The sequence below is a fragment of the Staphylococcus sp. 510 genome (genome assembly GCF_057219715.1).
Genome location: NZ_JBXVVK010000003.1, coordinates 134,254 through 155,882, shown reverse-complemented (window position 1 = coordinate 155,882; position 21,629 = coordinate 134,254). Strand labels below are relative to the sequence as shown.

Here is a 21,629-nt window from a genome sequence, read left to right as displayed (position 1 = left end):
TTTTTCTTTTAGGTACTTGTAAATATTGCGTAATAAACTAAAATTAATGGTAAGCCCTACATTTGTAGTATTAGGAGGTCAAAAAAGTGTCAAAATTTAAGTCTTTGCTTCTAATGGTCGGAACACTAATTTTACTTAGTGGTTGTTCGAACATTGAAGTTTTCAATGCAAAAGGGCCAGTAGCAAGTAGTCAGAAGTTCTTGATCATCTATTCAATTATCTTCATGCTTGTTATTGTTGTCGTTGTTCTTGCCATGTTCGCATTCTTTATTTTTAAGTATAGCTACAATAAGAATGATGAATCAGGTAAGATGCACCACAATTCTTTAATTGAAACAATTTGGTTTGTGGTACCTATCATTATCGTTATTGCTTTAGCAATTCCAACTGTTAAAACATTATACGATTATGAAAAACCACCAGAAAAAGACAAAGACCCACTTGTGGTTTACGCAGTCAGCGCTGGTTACAAATGGTTCTTTGCCTACCCAGATCAACACATCGAAACTGTTAATACTTTAACAATTCCTAAAGATCGACCAGTTGTATTCAAGTTACAATCTATGGATACAATGACAAGTTTCTGGATCCCACAATTAGGTGGTCAGAAATATGCCATGACTGGTATGACTATGAATTGGACATTAACAGCAGATCAAACAGGTACTTTCAGAGGTAGAAACTCAAACTTCAACGGTGAAGGTTTCTCACGTCAAACATTTGATGTTCACTCTGTAAGCCAAAGTGATTTCAACAAATGGGTGAAAAAAGCTAAAAGTAAGAAAACGTTAGATCAAGATACATTTGATAAACAAATCTTACCAAGCACACCTAACAAAGAATTAACGTTTAATGGTACTCATATGGCGTTCGTTGACCCTGCAGCTGATCCTGAGTATATCTTCCACGCATACAAACGTTATAATTACGTTCAAAAAGATCCTAACTTCATCGACGAAAAAGATCTTTATAAAGATGTTAAAGATAAACCAGTGAAACCAGCACGTAAGGTTACTATTTCAAACGCTAACTACAAACGTCATGGTATGACACCAATGATTCTTGGCAACAATGAAAAATACGACAATGAATTCAAGAAGAAAGAAAAACACAATGCTAAGGAAATGGAAAAAATTTCCAAAGAAGCAAAAGACGATAGTCCGTCTAAAAAAGATGATCATGGAGGTGGACATTAATGAATTTTCCATGGGATCAATTAATCGTTAAAGGTAACTGGATGATTACAATGGCACAAATTGGTGCGCCATTCTTAGTTATCGGCCTTATAGCGGTAATTACGTATTTCAAATTATGGAAATATCTTTATAAAGAATGGTTCACATCCGTAGACCATAAAAAAATCGGTGTTATGTATTTAATCTGTGCCGTATTAATGTTCGTCCGTGGTGGTATTGACGCGTTACTTATTCGTACGCAATTAACAATTCCAGATAACAAATTCTTGGAATCAAATCACTACAATGAAATTTTCAGTACGCACGGCGTTATCATGATTATATTCATGGCTATGCCATTTATCTTTGGTTTATGGAATATTGTTGTTCCATTACAAATTGGTGCACGTGATGTTGCCTTCCCTGTAATGAACAACGTAAGTTTCTGGCTATTCTTTGCTGGTATGATTTTATTCAACCTATCATTTATCATAGGTGGATCACCAGCTGCTGGTTGGACAAACTATGCACCACTTGCTGGTGAATTTAGTCCAGGTCCAGGTGTTAACTACTATCTAGTTGCAATTCAAATCTCCGGTTTAGGTACTTTAATGACCGGTATCAACTTCTTTGTAACAATCTTAAGATGTAAAACACCTACAATGAAGTTTATGCAAATGCCAATGTTTACTGTAACAACTTTTATTACTACATTAATCGTTATTTTAGCTTTCCCTGTATTAACAGTGGCTTTAGCTTTAATGACAGTAGATAGAATTTTTGGAACAGCATTCTTTACAGTAGCAGATGGCGGTATGCCTATGTTATGGGCGAACTTCTTCTGGGTATGGGGGCACCCTGAAGTATATATCGTTATCTTACCTGCATTTGGTATTTACTCTGAAATTATTCCAACATTTGCGCGTAAACGCTTGTTCGGTCATCAAAGCATGGTCTGGGCAACTGCTGGTATCGCGTTCTTAAGTTTCTTAGTTTGGGTTCACCATTTCTTCACAATGGGTAATGGTGCATTAATCAACTCATTCTTCTCAATTTCAACAATGTTAATCGGTGTACCTACCGGAGTTAAGCTATTCAACTGGCTATTAACATTGTATAAAGGTCGAATTACTTTCGAGTCACCGATGTTATTCTCATTAGCATTCATCCCTAACTTCCTATTAGGTGGGGTTACTGGTGTAATGTTAGCGATGGCATCAGCTGACTATCAATATCACAACACTTATTTCTTAGTAGCTCACTTCCACTATACATTGGTTACTGGTGTAGTATTTGCCTGCTTAGCTGGTTTAATCTTCTGGTATCCAAAAATGATGGGCTACAAATTAAACGAAACGTTAAACAGATGGTGCTTCTGGTTCTTCATGATCGGATTTAACGTTTGTTTCTTACCACAATTCATCCTTGGATTAGATGGTATGCCACGTCGTTTATACACTTATATGCCTTCTGATGGTTGGTTCTTATTGAACTTCATTTCAACTATCGGTGCTTTATTAATGGCAGTCGGTTTCTTATTCTTAGTGGTAAGTATTGTATACAGTCACATCAAAGCACCACGTGAAGCTACTGGTGATAACTGGGATGGCCTTGGTCGTACATTAGAGTGGACTACTGCTTCAGCAATTCCACCTAAATACAACTTTGCTGTCACTCCAGATTGGAATGACTATGATACATTCGTAGATATGAAGGAACATGGTCGTCATTACTTAGACAACCATAATTACAAAGATATTCATATGCCAAATGACACTCCAGTTGGTTTCTGGATGGGTATCTTCTTCACAATTGGTGGTTTCTTCTTAATCTTTGAAACAATCATTCCAGCGATCATCTGCTTAGCAGGTATCTTTGGTACAATGATTTGGAGAAGTTTCCAAATCGACCACGGTTATCATATCCCTGCTTCTGAAGTAGCTGAAACTGAGGCACGTTTAAGAGAAGCACGAATTAAAGAAAGGGAGGCTGTAAGTCATGAGTCATGATACTAATACAATCGATTCACGTACGCATGAAGGCGAATTAAATAAACTTGGCTTTTGGATTTTCCTTACAGCCGAATTCGCGTTATTCGGTACCCTATTCGCAACGTTATTAACTTTGCAACACGGTGGCGATTACGCTGGCAAGATGACTACAGAATTATTTGAATTACCATTAGTTTTAATAATGACATTTGCGTTATTATTAAGTTCATACACATGTGGTATTGCAATTTACTATATGCGTAAAGAAAAACAAAACTTAATGATGTTTTGGATGATTCTTACTGTACTACTAGGGCTTGTTTTCGTAGGTTTCGAAATCTACGAATTCGCACACTACGCAACTGAGGGTGTTAACCCTACTATCGGTTCCTTCTGGTCTAGTTTCTTTATTCTATTAGGAACACACGGTTGTCACGTATCAGTTGGTATTGTTTGGATTATTTGCTTATTAATTCAAATTGCTACTCGTGGTTTGGATTCATATAATGCTCCAAAATTATTTATAGTAAGTTTATACTGGCACTTCTTAGATGTTGTTTGGATCTTCATCTTCACTGCCGTATATATGATAGGGATGGTGTATAGCGGATGAATACAATCGTAAAACATACAGTAGGATTTATTGCTTCTATCGTATTAACGCTTTTAGCAGTTTTCGTAACTCTATACACATCAATGACTTTCCAAGCAAAAGTAACTATTATTTTTGGATTTGCATTTATCCAAGCTGCACTTCAATTATTAATGTTCATGCATTTAACTGAAGGTAAAGATGGACGAGTTCAATTATTCAAAGTTATCTTTGCAATTATCATAACTCTAATTATTGTTATCGGAACATATTGGGTTATGCAAGGTGGTCACTCACACCACTTATAAAAAGTATAAAAATCATACTTTTAGACCTGTTAGCATTTGCTAGCAGGTCTTTTTTACGTCAAAATATAGTTATCTAATATTATTAAGGAGCAGATAGACATGACGATCCCATTAATTATAGATACCGATCCGGGCATTGATGATGCCGCAGCGATTAGCTTAGCACTCAATCATCCTCAATTAGATGTAAAAATGATTACAACTGTAAATGGTAATGTAAATATTGATAAAACTACTGCTAACGCTTTAAAATTAAAACAATTTTTTAATAGCAGTGTTCCTGTTTTTAAAGGCGTATCACGTCCATTAATTTCAAATCCTGTTGATGCAGCTGAAGTTCATGGGGAATCCGGTATGGATGGCTATGATTTTAAATCTCCTACAGATGAAACAATTTCACCTATGAACGCTATCGAAGCCATGAAAAATGTATTAAAGGAAAGCACTTCCCCCATTACTATTGTTGCTATTGGACCATTAACAAATATTGCGCTTCTACTTGCTACCTATCCAGAAATCAAATCAAAGATTAAGCAAATTGTAATTATGGGTGGTAGTAGCGGCAGAGGTAACGTTACACCTCTTGCAGAATTTAATATATATTGTGATCCTGAAGCAGCTAATATTGTTTTTAATTCTCAACTTCCATTGGTTATGGTTGGATTAGATTTAGCACGTCAAGCCATGTTTTCTCATGAATTTATAAAAAAAATAAAAACAATGAATCAGACCGGTGATATGTTATTTCAACTATTCCAACATTATCGAACTGAAAATGTTCATGAAGGTATCAAATTATATGATGTATTCACTATTTTATATTTAATCGATGCTGACCTATTTAATGTATTTGATGCTAACGTTCAAATAGAATTACAAGGTATACTTACTAAAGGGGCAACTGTTGTAGACTTTGATCCAATAGAACCCAACTGTCAGGTCGTTCATTCCCCTATTTCAAAGCATTACCAACAAGCTTTTTTACAAGCACTTGCTCACTGTAAATAAATTAATACAAAAACGCACATGTTGTCTGTCTCATAGACAACATGTGCGTTTATATTTTTATCATTCAACTTATTTCACTTGAATTCCAGGAACATTATATTGCTTTTTCTGATGAAGCATATCATAGAATACATGTTTCATTTTATTCTCATTAGTTTCATCAGCTGTTTCACCTTCTACAGTTAAGTTACTTGCTAATATCACGATATATTTGTCATTGTAATAAACTGTAAATTTCTGTCCGAAGAATACACCATTCACTCGGTTTATTGTCGGCATAACATAAAAACCGTATCGGTATTCCTTAGGATATTGTTTTGTATCAAATTCGTGAAGTAGTGGATCCGTCACATCCGCATCAAATATTTTATAGTGTTGTAAAGCAAGTATTAATTGTCCCATATCATGAGGTGCCATATATAAGTTACCAGCACCATAATACTGATCAAGAATTTTAGGATGCATTAAAGAGAATTTATTATGAATGATTTTATAACCCCTAGCCATATACTTTTGATATACTTTCTCATCAAAGAAAGCACTATGTTTTAATTTATATGGATTAGCCAACCTATTATAATAATTTTCAACATAAGGCTTATGCGTTACTTTTTCAATCACTTTTGCAAGCACTAAATAATTCCCATCATTATATTGATGCTTATGATAAAACTTATCATCAATACCTTTTTGTTGAATTGATTTAACAGCCTGGTCTAAGTTTTTAATATTTGTAGATGCTTCATATTTATGTAAACCACTCTCATATAGCATCAAATCTTTTAATGTTATCTCCTTACTAGTTTTAAACCAAGGTAAGTATTTTGTCACAGGATCATTGATATTAACCTTATTTTCAACTTCAAGTTGTTTTAATATCAATCCAGTTGTAAATTTTTGAGAAGATCCGATTAAATACATCGTATTAGCTGAATTTTTTTCACCATTTTCAAAATTTTTAAATCCATACCCTTTATCTAATTTAACTTTCCCATTTTCGAATACTGTTGCAGTACCATTAAAGTTAGTTGCTTTCAAATAATTATCAATATCTTTATAGACAGGATTTTTCTTATCCATCACATTTTTAAGTTTTTTAGGTGCCTTTTCATGTTTATCTTTTTTCAATATGTATGTTTCGTTATCATTTTTCTGAAATATGCGGCTATCCGTTTGTAAGTATTCGCTCCACTTTCTTCCAAATATAATCATTAATATAATAAGTATTACTAATACTATTATAAAAAATATAATTTTAGTCTTATTTAGTTTCATGTTATTATTTGCCTCACCTGTTAATATCAATACTTTTCGTCAGTATAAAATCTTGATATTATGACAATCATTTTTTATATCCATAATACGCCTAGAAAAATATTTTAATTAATCTTTTATTATTTTTTCTTTCTCGAATACAGAAGTAACACAACACTACCTTATTTAATGTTCAATTTACTTACACCATCCTCCTTTAAACAAGTAAATCTACTTTAATATAAATACACACTTATCTAGTAAATGAAAATATGGTCGATTCACATGGTAAACCTTTTATACACTATGCATAATTATAACGTATATCCCTTTTTAAATCACTTTAAATTAAATAATACCTCTTTAAAAAAATATTTCCATTGTACTTTAGTACCATAAAGGTAAAATAAACATCAAAAATTAATTAAAGCCACGAATCAGCTTTCATAGTATTTATTTAATATACTGATTTGTCATTTCTATTTTATTTATCTGCAAACAACTAATAACTATTAGTTAAAAATAAAATCATAGCAAATTTATAAGGTATAAATATGCAATAATTTATGCATATACAACATAATTTTTCTTGAAACTCTTAAAAGCATCACCTATATATAACATAATGATTCAAACATTGGTTATAGGTTAATCAATTTCAGTACTTTTCTATAATTTCACAATAAATATGATTCTCTATTCACATTTAATACGTGGAATCATTTATAATATGATATGTAAATTAAATTTTAATAATGTAAATATTTTTGCATATGTATGTGTTGTAATTTTAACAATAAAGTAATACAATTTAAGGCTATAGTGTGGAAAATAATTAACACCGATATCAAGAAACAACATAACTTTTAATGAAACAAAAAAATAAGTTTATACTATTTAGGAGCAACAAATATGAATAAATTTTTTAAATTCTTTTTAATTCTACTAACCTTCGCTCTTATTGCAATCCCTGTTGTTTTTGCTAATAATCTTTTCAAATCATCGGAGAAAGCATTTGAATCTTCTCAAGATAAAAGTAATGCTGATCGACAATCTAACTTAAGAAGTTCAAAAATCGACCCTGAAAAAGATCCAATCTCTATCTTATTCTTAGGTATCGATGATAATGAAGGCCGTGAAAAAAATGGTCAGAGTTTAGAACATTCAAGATCAGATGCAATGATTCTATCAACTTTTAATCAAGATAAACATCAAATCAGAATGTTAAGCATACCTCGTGATACGATAAGTTATATCCCTAAAGTAGGCTATTATGACAAAATAACTCATGCACACGCATATGGTGGTGCTATTGCTGCTATGGATTCAGTAGAGGCCACAATGAATGTACCAGTCGATTATTATGCACGTGTTAATATGAAGGCGTTCGTTCAAGCTGTTGATGAGCTCGGTGGTATATATTATGATGTACCTTATAATTTGAATGAACCAAATAGTGATGATACGGGAAGAATTAAAATAAAAAAAGGCTACCAAAAATTAAATGGTGATGAAGCTTTAGCTGTTGCTAGAACACGCCACCATGATTCGGATTTAAAACGTGGTCAACGTCAAATGGACTTAATTAAAATCTTATTCCAAAAAGCCCAAACGTTAGATTCATTTGATAAGTTAGACGAAGTCATTAGTATTGTCGGAAAAAATGCGAAACATAATTTAACTAAATCTGAAATTAAATCATTAGCTAAAATGTATTTATCTGATAGTGTAGAGATGAAGAAATCACAACTAGAAGGTAAAGACGATATGTTAGAAAATATTTATTATTACAATCCTAGCATTAAAAGTATTCAAAAATATTCAAATATCTTGCGCTCTGATTTAGGGTTATCTAAAATTACAGATAAAGATGACTTCTTAAATGAAAGAGTCATTGATCATTATGGTTCATTAGTTCCATTAACTAAATTAGATGATTCGTTATTAAGAAAAGCTCAAAATGATACAACAAATAAAAAGCATAAAAAAGATAACAGTAATGATGCGAATCAACAATCAGATAGTAGTAATGATCAATCCCAAAGCAACGATATGGATGCACAGCAATCAGATATGAATGCACAACAACCAAATGACACAGTTAATAATCAAAACAATCAACAACAGCCCCAACAGGGTCAAGAAATTGATACAACTGCTTATTAATCCAATTATATAATGATAGGAAAGGAGTTGCTAAGATGTCACGAAAAACATATGAAAAGATTGCCAACATCAATGGTATGTTTAATGTTTTAGAACAACAAATTATCCATAGTAAAGACATGGCTTTATTTAGAAATGAATTTTTCTATGTGAATCATGAACATAGAGAAAATTATGAAGCGCTACTTATTTATTATAAAGAAAGTAATCATAATCCTGTTGTAGATGGGGCTTGTTACATCGTAGCTCTTCCAGAGATTTTTAATAAGGTAGATATTTTCGAATCAGAACTGCCATTTTCTTGGGTATATGATGAAAATGGTATTACCGAAGAAATGAAAAGTATTAGCGTTCCTTTACAATATTTAATTGCCGCGGCACTTGAAGTAACGGATGTAACACTATTTAAACCGTCTGGGTTTACAATGGGAATGAACAATTGGAATATAGCTCAAATGAGAATATTTTGGCAATATACCGCAATTATTAGAAAAGAAGCTTTATAAAATCATAGATTACTTTAGGGAAGAAGACATCGAATTAATTGTCTCCTTCCCTATTTTATATCCAAAGGAGTTTGAATATGTTTAATAAAGTGACGAATGAACAAATGTTAGAAGATTGTTTTAAAATTAGAAAAGAAGTTTTTGTAAAAGAACAGCATGTTGCCGAAGATCATGAGATAGATGAATTTGAAGAAGTGGCAATACATATTATTGGTTATGTGGATAATTCTCAACCAATTGCAACTGCACGCATACGACTCTTAGATGAATATATAGGTAAAGTTGAACGCGTAGCAATTCTAAAAGAATATAGAGGCTTAGGGTTAGGTTTAAAACTATTAACTTTTATTGAAACGATAGCTCGTGAACATCATCTTACCCGTTTGACAATGCATGCACAATATTATGCTACCCCTTTTTATGAAAAGTTAGGTTATATCACTTCTGGACGACCTTTTTATGAAGAAAATATTAAGCATATCGTTATGAATAAAAATATGATTACTTGATAACTTATCTTCACTATATCTTTTGTAATATTTCATTAAACTCAAATTAATAATTTCTATGAAATTACTTGCGTACCATCAATGTTTAAAGCCCTTACATCCCTACTATGGCAAATTTTTATAGGTTAAAATTCTATTACAAATCTGTTAAAAGACGTACACACTCCTTTTCTCATACTATAATTAATACAAATTCAAAAGATACAAGGAGTAATTATATAATGACGAAAAAATTCAATTACAAATTACCGTCAATGGTTGCAGTAACTTTATTGGGAACAGCATTTACGGCTCACCATGCAGATGCAGCAGAAACAGCACAAGATCAAACACAAAATAAAAATGTACTGGATGACCAAGCAACACTAAAACAAGCTAACAATGCCAAACAAGAAGTGAGTAATCCTACACAAAATATTTCTGGTACTCAAACTTATCAAGATCCAACTAAAGTCAAACCAGTAAAAACTACTTCTACAGAAAATAATGATGCATCAATTAATCAACAGAAGACTGAAAATACTTCTACTAATGAAAATACAAATGTAAAAGCTCAAACTACTGATGCGTCTAATCAAAATAATAATCAAATCAAAGAAAATTCAACTGTTGAGGAAACTCAGAAACAAGAAGAATCAAATCAAGCCCTTGATAACAATGAAAAACAACAATCTTCACAACAAAATTCAACTGAAGAAAGCAAACAAGAGGTTGCTCAACAAAATGCTAAACAAGAGACTCAAACAGCACAAGAAGAAACATCTGAGACTACAACTCAGAAACAAGCTCAACAACAAACTAATACAACTAATCAAAATGCTAAACAAACCGTTAAGGATAATGGTGGCTACAGATTAGATGATGATGAAGATGACGTAGACGATGAAGCTAATTCAGTTGAACCTTCACAAAAGGCACATGCAACTCAACAATCTAAAGAAAATGTTGCTACATCTTCTAATACTAAAACGCAGTCAGCAACACCTAAAGCTAACGAGTTAAAAGCTAATAACGTGGTAAATGAATCTGCTAAGGTTTCATCTACTCAGTCTAATGACAATGCTACTAAAGAAAATGCTAAACAAGTCACTACATTCAATTCAGTAGCTAAACCAAGAATGATGTATGCAACTGCTAATAGAGCAACTTCATCATTACCAAAGTATCAACCACAAGTGAAATCTTCTATTAATGATTATATTCGTAAAAAGAACTTTAAAGCACCACAAATCGAAGAAGATTATTCATCATACTTCCCTAAATATGGCTATAGAAATGGTGTAGGCCGTCCAGAAGGTATTGTGGTTCACGATACAGCAAATGAGAATTCTACAATTACTGGCGAAATCAACTACATGAAAAATAATTACAACTCAGCTTTCGTACATGCATTTGTAGATGGTAACCGAATTATTGAAACTGCACCTACTGACTATTTATCATGGGGTGCTGGTCCAAATGCGAATAACCGTTTTATCAACGTTGAAATCGTACATACACACGACTATGATTCATTTGCACGTTCAATGAACAATTACGCTGATTATGCAGCCACTCAATTACAGTACTATGGCTTAAAACCAAATAGTGCAGAAAACGACGGTAGTGGTACTGTATGGACTCACGCAGCAATTAGTAGATGGTTAGGTGGAACAGACCATGCTGATCCACACGGTTACTTACAACAACATAATTATAGTTACAACGAATTATATGATTTAATTAATGAAAAATATAAAATTAAAATGGGCCAAGTTGCACCTTGGGGTACAACAACTACTACAAAACCATCTACTGGTGGTACAACTACGAAGCCTTCTACAGGTGGTTCAACAACAAAACCATCAACAAATGATAAATTAACAGTTGCTGCTAATAGCGGTATGGCTCAAATTAAACCAACTAATAATGGTTTATATACAACTGTTTATGCTAAAAAAGGTCATTCAACTAACCAAGCTCAAAAGGCATTATCTGTAACAAAAACAGCAACATTAGGTAATAATAAATTCTACCTTGTACAAGATTATAATACTGGTGAAAAATTTGGTTGGGTTAAACAAGGTGATGTTGTTTATAACACTGCTAAATCACCTGTTAAAGTAAATCAATCTTACAATGTCAAGCCTGGTACTAAAGCTTATACAGTTCCTTGGGGTACTGATAAACAAGTTGCAGGTACTGTATCTGGTAAAGGTAACCAAACTTTTAAAGCTACAAAACAACAACAAATTGATAAAGCTATTTACTTATATGGTTCTGTTAATGGTGTAAATGGATGGATTAGTAAAAGTTTCTTAACAACACCATCAACATCTAATACAACTAAACCAACTACACCTTCTAAACCTGCAACTAACAGTCAATTAACGGTTGCTGCTAATAATGGTGTAGCACAGATTAAGACATCAAACAGTGGTGTTTATACAACTGTTTATGATAAAACAGGTAAATCAACTGACCAAGTTCAAAAAACATTAGCAGTTTCAAAAACAGCTACTTTAGGTAATGATAAATTCTACCTTGTACAAGATTATAATACTGGTAAAAAATACGGATGGGTTAAACAAAGTGATGTTACTTACAATACAGCTAAGTCCCCTATTTCTGTAAATAAATCTTATAATGTTAAACCTGGTACAAAAGCTTATACAGTCCCTTGGGGTACATTTAAACAAGAAGCTGGTACAGTATCTGGTAAAGCTAACCAAACTTTTAAAGCTACTAAGCAACAACAAATTGACAAAGCTACTTACTTATATGGCACTGTCAATGGTATCTCTGGTTGGATTAGCAAATATTATTTAACTGAGCCTACTGCTACAAGAACAGCACTTGCACAACCTAAAATGGCTATAAAGTCAAATGATACAACTAATAATGAAGCAGCTAAAGCTCAATCACCAACTAATGTGAATACAACACAAGCTACTAAACAAATTGGTCAAGTGAAAGCAAATAATACTGGTATCCGTAGTTCTGTATACGATAAAACTGCTAAGAGTGGTACTAAATATGCTGACCGTACCTTCACTATTTCTAAACAAAGAACCGAAGGCGATCAAACTTATGTATTATTGCAAAATACAGCTTCAAATACACCTTTAGGCTGGGTTAATATCAATGATGTTGACGTTCAGAACTTAGGTAATGAAGCAAAATTAACAGGTCAATATAAAGTTAATAATAATAACAATGGCCTTTATTCAATAGCTTGGGGTACTAAAAATCAACAATTATTACCTGCTAGCCAATTAGCAAATCAAACATTTAATGCTTCAAAAGCAGTATATGTTGGTAAAGAAAAATATTTATATGGTACTGTAAATAATCGTACTGGTTGGATTGCTGCTAAAGATTTAGAACAAGCAAACTCAAATAATCCAGCTACACCTTATAACTATACTTTCGTTATCAAAAATAACAATGGTCACTATTACGACGAACCAAGTGCTAAAAATGGCTATTCTTTAAAAACATATTTTGAGAAACCATTTGTAGTCATTAAACAAAAACAACAAAATGGTGTGACTTGGTATTATGGTAAACTTACTAATGGTAAATACGTATGGATTAAAGAAAGTGATCTAACAAAAGAATTAGTTAAATATTCAAATACAGGTCGTACATTAAATCAAATGGCGTCGATTCAAAATAACTTAAGTTATGGCCCACAGGTACAAAGAACACCTGGTGTATGGTCAAATGCGACATTTAGTGAAACTAAAAATGCCATGGATTCAAATAAACTTGCTAAAGATCCAGTTTCTAAATATCAATTTTTACGTTTAGATCAACCACAATATTTATCTGAAGCTACTTTAAATAAATTACTTAAAGGTAAGGGCGTTCTTGAAAATCAAGGTGCTGCATTTAGTCAAGCTGCTAAGCAATATGGACTAAATGAAATTTATTTAATTTCACATGCCTTATTAGAAACAGGAAATGGCCAATCTCAATTAGCTAAAGGTGCTAATATAACAAATGGTGCAGTTAATACACGTTCTGCAACTAAATATCACAATGTATTCGGTATCGCTGCCTACGACTATAATGCTTTAGGTGAAGGTGTGAAATTTGCTAAAGCATCTGGTTGGGATTCTGTTTCAAAAGCTATTATTGGTGGCGCTAAATTTATTGGCAATTCTTATGTGAAAGCAGGACAAAATACGTTATATAAAATGCGTTGGAATCCAGAAAATCCTGGTACACACCAATATGCAACAGATATTAATTGGGCAGATTCAAATGCACAAGTATTAAAAGGTTTATATGATCAAATTGGTGAAGTTGGTAAATTCTTCGATATTCCAAAATTCAAAGCTTAATTTAATACAAAATAACGGGTTAAATCCCTGATAAAAAGCCAGTAGATGAATTCATCTACTGGCTTATATATATTTAAATATTAAAAGAGATCACCCTAACCATTGTAAGATGATCTCTATTACAACAACATTGACTCCACGGTTATGATTAAATATAACTATGACGACTATTCAACTTATTTAATAGCTGGTTTAAATTCTCAATCTCACTTTCTGATAAACATTGGCAACGGGCTTCTATTAACTCACAACGCGCTGTATTGATCTGTTTAATAAGTGCACGTGCTTCATCAGTGAGTACAAGTTCTTTACATCTTAAATCTTCATGTGATTGATGACTTGTAATATAACCTTTCAATACAAGTTTCTTAATCCATCTTGAAACAATAGATTGTTCTCTACTCACTTTCATCGTTAAATCATATTGAGATAAACGATCATAATTGTACAATATACGTAGTAATTCTAATTGTTCTGATGTAATGTCTGTTCTTTGTCCAAAGCGTCGGTTAACTATATTTAAATCGTTGTTAGTAAGTGTGATAAGTTTTTCAAGTTGTTTATACATGCTGTTCTACTCCACTTTATTTAGTTGATAATATTATATGCTTTTTTTATAAGATATACAATAGAATTTTATACTACGGACAAAATCGTTGCATAATTGCCATAAAATATAATAAATTAAGTACAGTCAAACATGAAAAAAGGAGACATTTATATGCCTTCCATCAAGGAAAGGGATTATTTCTTTGATAATGCCCGAGCAATACTCATATTTTTAGTGGTGCTAGGACACCTATTGCAACCTTACACTTCTGAAGATAAATACTTATCTGCATTATATCTTGTTATTTATAGTTTCCATATGCCGACATTTTTATTTATTTCAGGATATTTTGCGAAAAATTTGGATAAACCCTATTATCTAGAACATATTGCTAAAAAATTATTATTACCTTACTTTATATTTTTCGCATTTTACTCAGTTTATTATTTCTTAACTGGTAAAAGTGATAGTCTACAATTGGACCCTTTCAATCCAGTCTTTGCATTGTGGTTCTTACTAACATTATTTTTCTTTCACGTTGTACTAGTGATCGTTAGAAGATATAATCCTATGATTGTGTTAGGAACATCTTTACTTGTTTCAATCTTTGCTGGATTCTCTGCTAATATTGATGAATATATGAGTATTTCTCGTACGATTGTATTTTTCCCTATTTTTTATTTAGGTCATTTATTTACTAAACAACAAAGTATGATAATTAGAAGTAAAAAATGGGTACCTATTTCTATTGTTGTATTTGTCCTTTATTTTATTGGGTATCTTATACATCCTATAAATGCAGATTGGTTGTTAGGCAGTTCACCCTATACGTCACTTGAACATAATGCTGAAGATGTATATAGTCCTCTTAAACGTTTATTACTCTATGCTGTAATACTAACTTCGATGTTTGCATTTTTAAATTTAACATCACAAAAGTTACGCTTTTACACTTATATAGGTAGTCGAACAATGTATGTGTATTTATTACATGGTTTAATTATCGGTATTATTCGTGGATTCGGACTATACCCATTCAAGTCTCCCGTTTCCATAATGACGTATTTGTTTTTAATAATAACATCAGGTGTTATTGTATATCTTTTATCCAATCGCTTAATATGTAAATGGACTAATCCAATTATTAACTTGAAACCCCCTTCTAAATTCAAAGGGTAAAAATCACTATAAAATTTTTGTTTTCATACCAAAATGTAGTACTAAAAAATATGTTATGATAGTAATAATTTGAAAGAATTATATGACTATTCAAACAATTACAGTACTATATTTTGGTATTTTTTAGAGGAGTTAAGATAAATGAAATTACAATTGAACGAGCAATCTAAATTTTTAAGAGCGCCTAGTATTCGTCAATTTTCTAATCGTATGCAACACATTGATGATTGTATTAATCTAACCATTGGACAACCTGATTTTTCTATGCCTGATGTTGTTAAAAAAGCTTATATCAAAGCTATCGAAGACAATAAAACTACATATTCTCATAATAAAGGTTTACCTGAAACCAGAGAGGCAATCAGACAGTACTTTAACAATAAATATGGCTTTAACTATAACGTAGATGAAATCATCGTTACCAACGGGGCTAGTGAAGCATTAGATACCGCATTAAGAAGTATCATCAATCCAGGTGATGAAATATTAATTCCTGGACCAACTTATGCTGGTTACATTCCTTTAATACAAACTTTAGGGGGTAAACCTGTATTTATTGATACATCTGCTTCTGCGTTTAAAATCACACCCGAGTTAATCAAGCAACATATTTCTGATCAAACTAAAGCGATTTTGCTTAATTATCCAACTAATCCTACAGGTGTAACCCTATCCCAGTCTGAAGTTGAAGTTATTGCAAAAACTTTATCTGATTATGAGATATTTATTATTAGTGATGAAATTTATGCTGAAAATACCTTTAATGGTCAACATACTTCATTTGCTGAATTTGACATTATTAGAGATCAATTACTACTTATAGGTGGCTTAAGTAAATCACACTCTGCTACGGGCATTCGTATAGGTTTCCTAATGGGACCAGAATATTTAATTGAAAAGTTAACATTCATGCATGCTTATAACTGTATTTGTGCTAATGTTCCTGCCCAACACGCGTGTATCGCTGCATTAACTAAAGGCTTAGAAGCACCACAATATATGAACAAAGCATATATAGAACGTCGAGATTACTTAATCACTACATTAAAATCATTAGGATTTGAATTGAATGCTAAACCCGAAGGTGCCTTTTACATTTTCCCAAGTATAAAAAATTACACAGAAGATGATTTTAACTTTTGTGTCGATGTTTTAGAAAAAGCGCACTTCGCTATGGTACCTGGTTCATCTTTCACAGATATCGGTAAAGGCCATGTTCGTATTTCTTACGCTTACGATATGACTTTACTTAAAGAGGGCATGCAACGTTTAGAAACGTATTTAAAAACGTATTACCCTAATCAATTTGCTTAATAAATAAAAAACCACTTGTAGTTATAAAGCGATGCATCCATCATCGCTTTATAACAAACAAGTGGTTTTATTATGAGATTCTATGGGAATTTAGGGAATTGGTCAAAGTCTGGGTCACGTTTTTCTTTAAATGCGTCACGACCTTCTTTAGCTTCATCAGTTGTATAATAAAGTAAAGTCGCATCGCCTGCCATTTGTTGTAAACCAGCTAAACCATCTGTATCTGCATTCATTGCAGCTTTTAAGAAACGTAAAGCAGTTGGTGAATGTTTCATAATATCTTGACACCAAGCAACTGTTTCATCTTCTACTTTGTCTAATGGTACCACTGTATTAACTAAGCCCATGTCTAATGCTTCTTGTGCATTATATTGGCGACATAAGTACCATATTTCTCTTGCTTTTTTGTGTCCAACGATTCTAGCTAAATAGCCTGAACCATAACCAGCATCAAATGAACCTACTTTTGGACCTGTTTGACCAAAAATCGCATTGTCTGCTGCAATAGTTAAATCACATACAACATTTAATACGTTACCGCCACCGATAGCATAACCACGAACCATTGCTATAACTGGTTTAGGAATAACACGAATTAAACGTTGTAAATCTAAAACATTTAAACGAGGGATTTCGTCTTCGCCAACGTAACCACCATGTCCACGTTTCTTCTGATCTCCACCTGAACAGAATGCTTTATCTCCTTCTCCAGTTAAGATAATCACTGAAACATTTTGATCATCACGTGCACGTGAAAATGCATCAATCATTTCAGCCACTGTCTTAGGTGTGAATGCATTACGTACTTCAGGACGATTAATAGTTACCTTTGCAATACCTTCGAAAAATTCATATTTAATTTCATCATATTCTCTAAGTGTTTCCCACTGTCTAGTCATTTTGCTCCTCCTTTAAAAAACCTAATATCATTGTATCAAATTCCGTGCTATCTTCCACATGAATTGTATGCCCAACATTAGAAACTATTGTTTTTCTGCTATTAACAATTGAGTCTTTCAATTTTTGTGCAATTTTTACAAACTTCGCGTCTAGCTCTCCTGCCATAATATATGTTGAAATATCGATTTGTGATAGTAATGACCATAGATTAGGCATCTGTCCTGTACCATAATCTCGTAATGCTTTTGCTAAACGATGAGGATCTTGACTCATTCTATTATTCCGAATTTGCTTTTTAACTGATTTTTCTAAGTCATATTGTGATTGGAACAATGGTAATCGTTCCCAATCATTGACAAATATTTCTAAACCAGCTATTTCTAATACTTTCGCTCTTGCAGCATCTACTTGTTGTCTCTCAATTCGATCTTCTTCACTTTGAATACCTGGTGATGTGCTTTCTAATATTAAACCTGCAAGTTCAATAGAACCATGCAACGCATAATATAAAGCTACTCTACCTCCCATTGAATAACCAAATAAATATAACTGATATTGTTGATATTCAGATAAAACTTGATTTAATGCTTGATTGATATAATCAAAGCTCCATTCTATATCCATAGAAGTTTCATCTTTTCCATGACCTGGTAAATCAATGACTAATACGTTAGTTTGTTCTGTTAGCTTATCAATATGATTATCGAAAGTTCTGCCATCGCTAATAAATCCGTGTAACATAACTAACAATTGCTTGGAAGATGATTTTGATTGATAAAAATTATGATATAACATTAATCATTTCCCTCAATTTCTTATATAAAATTTGATGTTGTTGTAAATTATCTTCTCTATCGGTGATGACTTCATAAACATTCGAACCTAATTTAGATAACGATTCAAATTTAAAATCAGTTAAATGATCAAATCGCTTAAAATTAAAATCATATAACAATGCCGCATGTTCAAAATCTAAGCCAGTTGGTGTTCCGAATAATCTCTCGAAATATTCTGCTGCTGATGCTTTTTGCGGTAAATATGAAAAGATACCACCACCATCGTTATTTAATAAAACTATGTTTAAATGTATGTCATTAATTTTAGACATAAGTAAGCCGTTCATATCATGATAAAAGGCTAAATCACCAATGAGTAACGTAACATTTTTATGTACTGCCATACCTAATGCCGTAGAAACAACACCATCAATACCATTCGCGCCACGATTAGCATAAATTTCCGCTTCATTATCAAATAGTAAATTATCGATATCTCTAATAGGCATACTATTACTTACAAACAAAGCATCTTCATTAGTTAATTTAGAAAGCAATGTGCCGACATAGGCCGCTTCATCAGTGGCATGTTGTAGAAAATCATTGATTTCAATTCGAGCTTGTTTTTCTAATGATTGCCATTGTTGTAACCATGCTTTTCTGTCTATTGTTCTTTCTTCCATTAGTGATCTGAAAAAGTCATTAGCCGATATTTCGTATGACACATCTGGCGGTACAGGGAAAACATCAATTTTATCATTATTTTGTACTAAAATTTGAAATGCTGTAGTCGTTTTTAACCATTGATTTAACTTTTTAGAAATAACCGGTTTACCAACTCTGATTACGAAATCAACATCCCAATCCATACCTGCTCGATATAATAAATCATAGGTTGTAATGACATTAGGATGATTATGTCGTCTTAACTGGCTTAATGGGTCTGCCAACACAGGTATATCGAAAACCGTTGAATAAGTTAGAATTTGATCTACTTCTTGATGTTGCATATCTCCAACAATGATTAGACCTTTAGGCTTTTCAATTTTATCCTTAATAGGATCAACATGTACCATTTTTTGATAATGAGGTAATGTTTTTGTTTCTGATTTCAATAGATCTTTTCTATCTAAATTAGGTGTTAATGGTTCTCTAAATGGCATATTAAAATGTATCGGCCCTTTATGTGGTCCATAAAGATACTGACTTGCGATTTGCATTTGATAATGTATCGTATCTAGCATATTGGTTGTGCCATCAGCAATTGGCATATCAAATTGGAAATTGACATAATTACTGAACATATTTACTTGATTAATTGCTTGTGGTGCACCTACACTTCTTAGTTCATGCGGTCGATCACTCGTTAATACAATGAGTGGTATTCGACTAATTTGACTTTCTGCAATTGCTGGAGTGTAATTAGCCGCTGCTGTACCAGATGTACATAAAATAGCGACGGGTCTTTGACTACCTTTGATTAAACCTAATGCAAAAAATGCTGCACTACGTTCATCCGGATGAATCCACGTTTTAATATTTGGGTGTGCTTCTAACGCAATAGCTAATGGCGTCGAACGTGACCCCGGGCTAATAACAACTTCTCTCACACCATAAGCATATAGTTCTGATGCAAATGTAAAGACTTGTGTCGTTAAAGCTTCATTTTTATTACTCATGTTTATCTACTCCTAAAGCATTCATCATTGGTGAAAATTTCACTGCTGTTTCAGCAATCTCACTATCTGGATCAGAATCTTTAACTATGCCACATCCAGCAAATAGTGTTGCTTGATCACCTTTTATCAACATAGATCGAATTGCTACGATAAACTCACAATCATCATAGACATCTATATATCCTACCGGTGAACCGTATAAACCACGTGTGCCAAATTCTTTTTGTTCTATAAATTCTAGTGCTTCATCTTTAGGATAACCACCTAACGCTGGTGTAGGATGCATTCGATCAATTAACCCAATATAAGACTGTTCTTTTAAATTACCTTCTATTTTTGTAAATAGATGATACAAATGGTCATTTTTTAAAATGTTTGGTGTTTCATTGTAGTATACATCTTCAACATAGGGTTGAATGTCATTCAATATACTCTCAACTACAATTTGATGTTCATTTAAATTCTTTTTATCGTTTAGAAAAGCTTGTATGTTTGCTTCATCTTCTTGTTCATTTTGAGAACGTTTAATCGTACCTGCTACTGCTTTGGTTGAAAGCACTTGATTTTCAACCTTTAATAATTGTTCAGGTGTTTGTGAGAAGAACACAGATTCATTAGATTCAAGTAAGAAGATATAACTGTTTTTTTCATTCTTTAATGCTCTAGTTAAAATATATGGAATGCTAATCTTTTTATCAAATTTTATTAATCTTCTACGTGCAAGTACAATTTTCTTAGAATAGTCAATATGATCAATCGCTTCTTGTACTAAATCTCGCCATTCATCTAAATAGATATCCTCCATACGTGTAACATTTCCCAGGTGATCATCTTCTGTATCAACATTGGCTTGTTCCAAATCATTTACTAATGACTTGAATGTCTCCATATCAAATGTACTTTTTTCAGTTGTATAAGTTACAAATGTTCGTTCGTTTTCTGTAGAAATCAATACCTCAGGTAACACAAAATGATTTAAACCATATGCTCGCCATTCATCATCAGACTTATGTTTTGAAAATTGGAACCCACCACACAAACGTAAATGATGTTTATCACAATCTGGATGAATTAATTCTATATCTTTTTTTAACGTTTCCCATTCTTTAAAGATAGACTGTTTATTTTCGAAATCATTTTCAAATTTTCGAATCGCATGATAACCGAAATATGAAGACTGATTGTCATTTAATCGCAAATAAAAACGATCACCTGCTTGCGATTCAGTTATATGAAATAACTTACTTGGATCTAACTGTTTTTCTATCTCTACTTCAACGGAGACCCAATCCTTAGAACTTCCATATAGCTTGTCGACAATCTCATCTTCTCTTACGTTAACAGTCATTCATCTCACTTCTTTCTTCTATATTTACTCATTAGTATATTGTATC

General features: G+C 32.5%; 17 protein-coding genes. 11 read left to right on the top strand and 6 right to left on the bottom strand.

Annotation, left to right across the window (positions count from 1 at the left end; genetic code table 11):
• Positions 1-86 precede the first annotated feature (86 nt).
• From qoxA to rihC, 5 genes are all read left to right on the top strand, one after another.
• Positions 87-1,196 carry a cytochrome aa3 quinol oxidase subunit II gene (qoxA, locus tag AC2D8K_RS03725; protein ID WP_002450723.1) on the top strand — a complete coding sequence of 370 codons (1,110 nt, stop codon included), beginning with the start codon at positions 87-89 and terminating at the stop codon, positions 1,194-1,196.
• Entirely contained in the window at positions 1,196-3,184 is a 1,989-nt protein-coding gene (gene qoxB, locus AC2D8K_RS03720) for a cytochrome aa3 quinol oxidase subunit I (protein ID WP_484698041.1), read from the top strand. Before qoxA ends, qoxB begins: the two co-directional genes overlap by 1 nt.
• Complete coding sequence (qoxC, locus tag AC2D8K_RS03715; RefSeq protein WP_002450725.1) at positions 3,174-3,779, top strand: cytochrome aa3 quinol oxidase subunit III; 606 nt, start codon at positions 3,174-3,176, stop codon at positions 3,777-3,779. The genes qoxB and qoxC overlap by 11 nt, the downstream gene beginning before the upstream one ends.
• Positions 3,776-4,066, top strand: a complete 291-nt coding sequence (qoxD, locus tag AC2D8K_RS03710; protein WP_002450726.1) for a cytochrome aa3 quinol oxidase subunit IV — start codon at positions 3,776-3,778, stop codon at positions 4,064-4,066. Before qoxC ends, qoxD begins: the two co-directional genes overlap by 4 nt.
• Positions 4,067-4,165: 99 nt before the next feature.
• Positions 4,166-5,074, top strand: a complete 909-nt coding sequence (gene rihC, locus AC2D8K_RS03705) for a ribonucleoside hydrolase RihC (RefSeq protein WP_484698038.1) — start codon at positions 4,166-4,168, stop codon at positions 5,072-5,074.
• A 69-nt stretch (positions 5,075-5,143) separates the two neighbouring features.
• Here the strand turns inward: rihC and AC2D8K_RS03700 are convergent, their stop codons facing one another.
• Positions 5,144-6,349 (bottom strand): serine hydrolase domain-containing protein, encoded by a 1,206-nt coding sequence (locus tag AC2D8K_RS03700; protein WP_207022954.1) that lies wholly within the window; start codon positions 6,347-6,349, stop codon positions 5,144-5,146.
• A gap of 891 nt (positions 6,350-7,240) precedes the next feature.
• Between AC2D8K_RS03700 and AC2D8K_RS03695 the strand changes: the two genes are divergently transcribed.
• The 4 genes from AC2D8K_RS03695 (at position 7,241) to AC2D8K_RS03680 (ending at position 13,837) form a co-directional block, all read left to right on the top strand.
• Positions 7,241-8,494, top strand: coding sequence for an LCP family protein (locus AC2D8K_RS03695; RefSeq protein WP_002450729.1), 1,254 nt, complete (start codon positions 7,241-7,243; stop codon positions 8,492-8,494).
• Positions 8,495-8,529: 35 nt separating this feature from the next.
• Positions 8,530-9,000, top strand: coding sequence for a DUF2538 family protein (locus tag AC2D8K_RS03690; RefSeq protein WP_002450730.1), 471 nt, complete (start codon positions 8,530-8,532; stop codon positions 8,998-9,000).
• Between the two features lie 77 nt (positions 9,001-9,077).
• Entirely contained in the window at positions 9,078-9,509 is a 432-nt protein-coding gene (locus tag AC2D8K_RS03685; protein WP_002450731.1) for a GNAT family N-acetyltransferase, read from the top strand.
• Between the two features lie 221 nt (positions 9,510-9,730).
• Positions 9,731-13,837: a GW dipeptide domain-containing protein gene (locus AC2D8K_RS03680; protein ID WP_484698035.1), complete on the top strand. Its 4,107-nt coding sequence runs from the start codon at positions 9,731-9,733 to the stop codon at positions 13,835-13,837.
• A gap of 148 nt (positions 13,838-13,985) precedes the next feature.
• On the opposite strand, the gene AC2D8K_RS03675 is transcribed toward AC2D8K_RS03680, so the two are convergent.
• Positions 13,986-14,405 carry a MarR family transcriptional regulator gene (locus tag AC2D8K_RS03675; protein ID WP_002450733.1) on the bottom strand — a complete coding sequence of 140 codons (420 nt, stop codon included), beginning with the start codon at positions 14,403-14,405 and terminating at the stop codon, positions 13,986-13,988.
• Between the two features lie 153 nt (positions 14,406-14,558).
• Here AC2D8K_RS03675 and AC2D8K_RS03670 point away from each other — a divergent pair, with 153 nt between their 5' ends.
• A complete protein-coding gene (locus AC2D8K_RS03670) occupies positions 14,559-15,566 on the top strand; it encodes an acyltransferase family protein (RefSeq protein WP_107532390.1) in 1,008 nt (335 codons plus the stop codon).
• Between the two features lie 141 nt (positions 15,567-15,707).
• Positions 15,708-16,880 carry an aminotransferase class I/II-fold pyridoxal phosphate-dependent enzyme gene (locus tag AC2D8K_RS03665; protein ID WP_484698032.1) on the top strand — a complete coding sequence of 391 codons (1,173 nt, stop codon included), beginning with the start codon at positions 15,708-15,710 and terminating at the stop codon, positions 16,878-16,880.
• Between the two features lie 80 nt (positions 16,881-16,960).
• On the opposite strand, the gene menB is transcribed toward AC2D8K_RS03665, so the two are convergent.
• From menB to AC2D8K_RS03645, 4 genes are read right to left on the bottom strand one after another with little or no spacing between them, the layout of a single operon-like run.
• Complete coding sequence (gene menB, locus AC2D8K_RS03660) at positions 16,961-17,779, bottom strand: 1,4-dihydroxy-2-naphthoyl-CoA synthase (protein ID WP_002450736.1); 819 nt, start codon at positions 17,777-17,779, stop codon at positions 16,961-16,963.
• Positions 17,772-18,575 (bottom strand): 2-succinyl-6-hydroxy-2,4-cyclohexadiene-1-carboxylate synthase, encoded by an 804-nt coding sequence (gene menH / locus AC2D8K_RS03655; RefSeq protein WP_002450737.1) that lies wholly within the window; start codon positions 18,573-18,575, stop codon positions 17,772-17,774. The genes menB and menH overlap by 8 nt, the downstream gene beginning before the upstream one ends.
• Complete coding sequence (gene menD, locus AC2D8K_RS03650) at positions 18,562-20,235, bottom strand: 2-succinyl-5-enolpyruvyl-6-hydroxy-3-cyclohexene-1-carboxylic-acid synthase (RefSeq protein ID WP_002450738.1); 1,674 nt, start codon at positions 20,233-20,235, stop codon at positions 18,562-18,564. The genes menH and menD overlap by 14 nt, the downstream gene beginning before the upstream one ends.
• Positions 20,228-21,583 (bottom strand): isochorismate synthase, encoded by a 1,356-nt coding sequence (locus AC2D8K_RS03645; RefSeq protein ID WP_002450739.1) that lies wholly within the window; start codon positions 21,581-21,583, stop codon positions 20,228-20,230. Before AC2D8K_RS03645 ends, menD begins: the two co-directional genes overlap by 8 nt.
• Between the last annotated feature and the right edge of the window lie 46 nt (positions 21,584-21,629).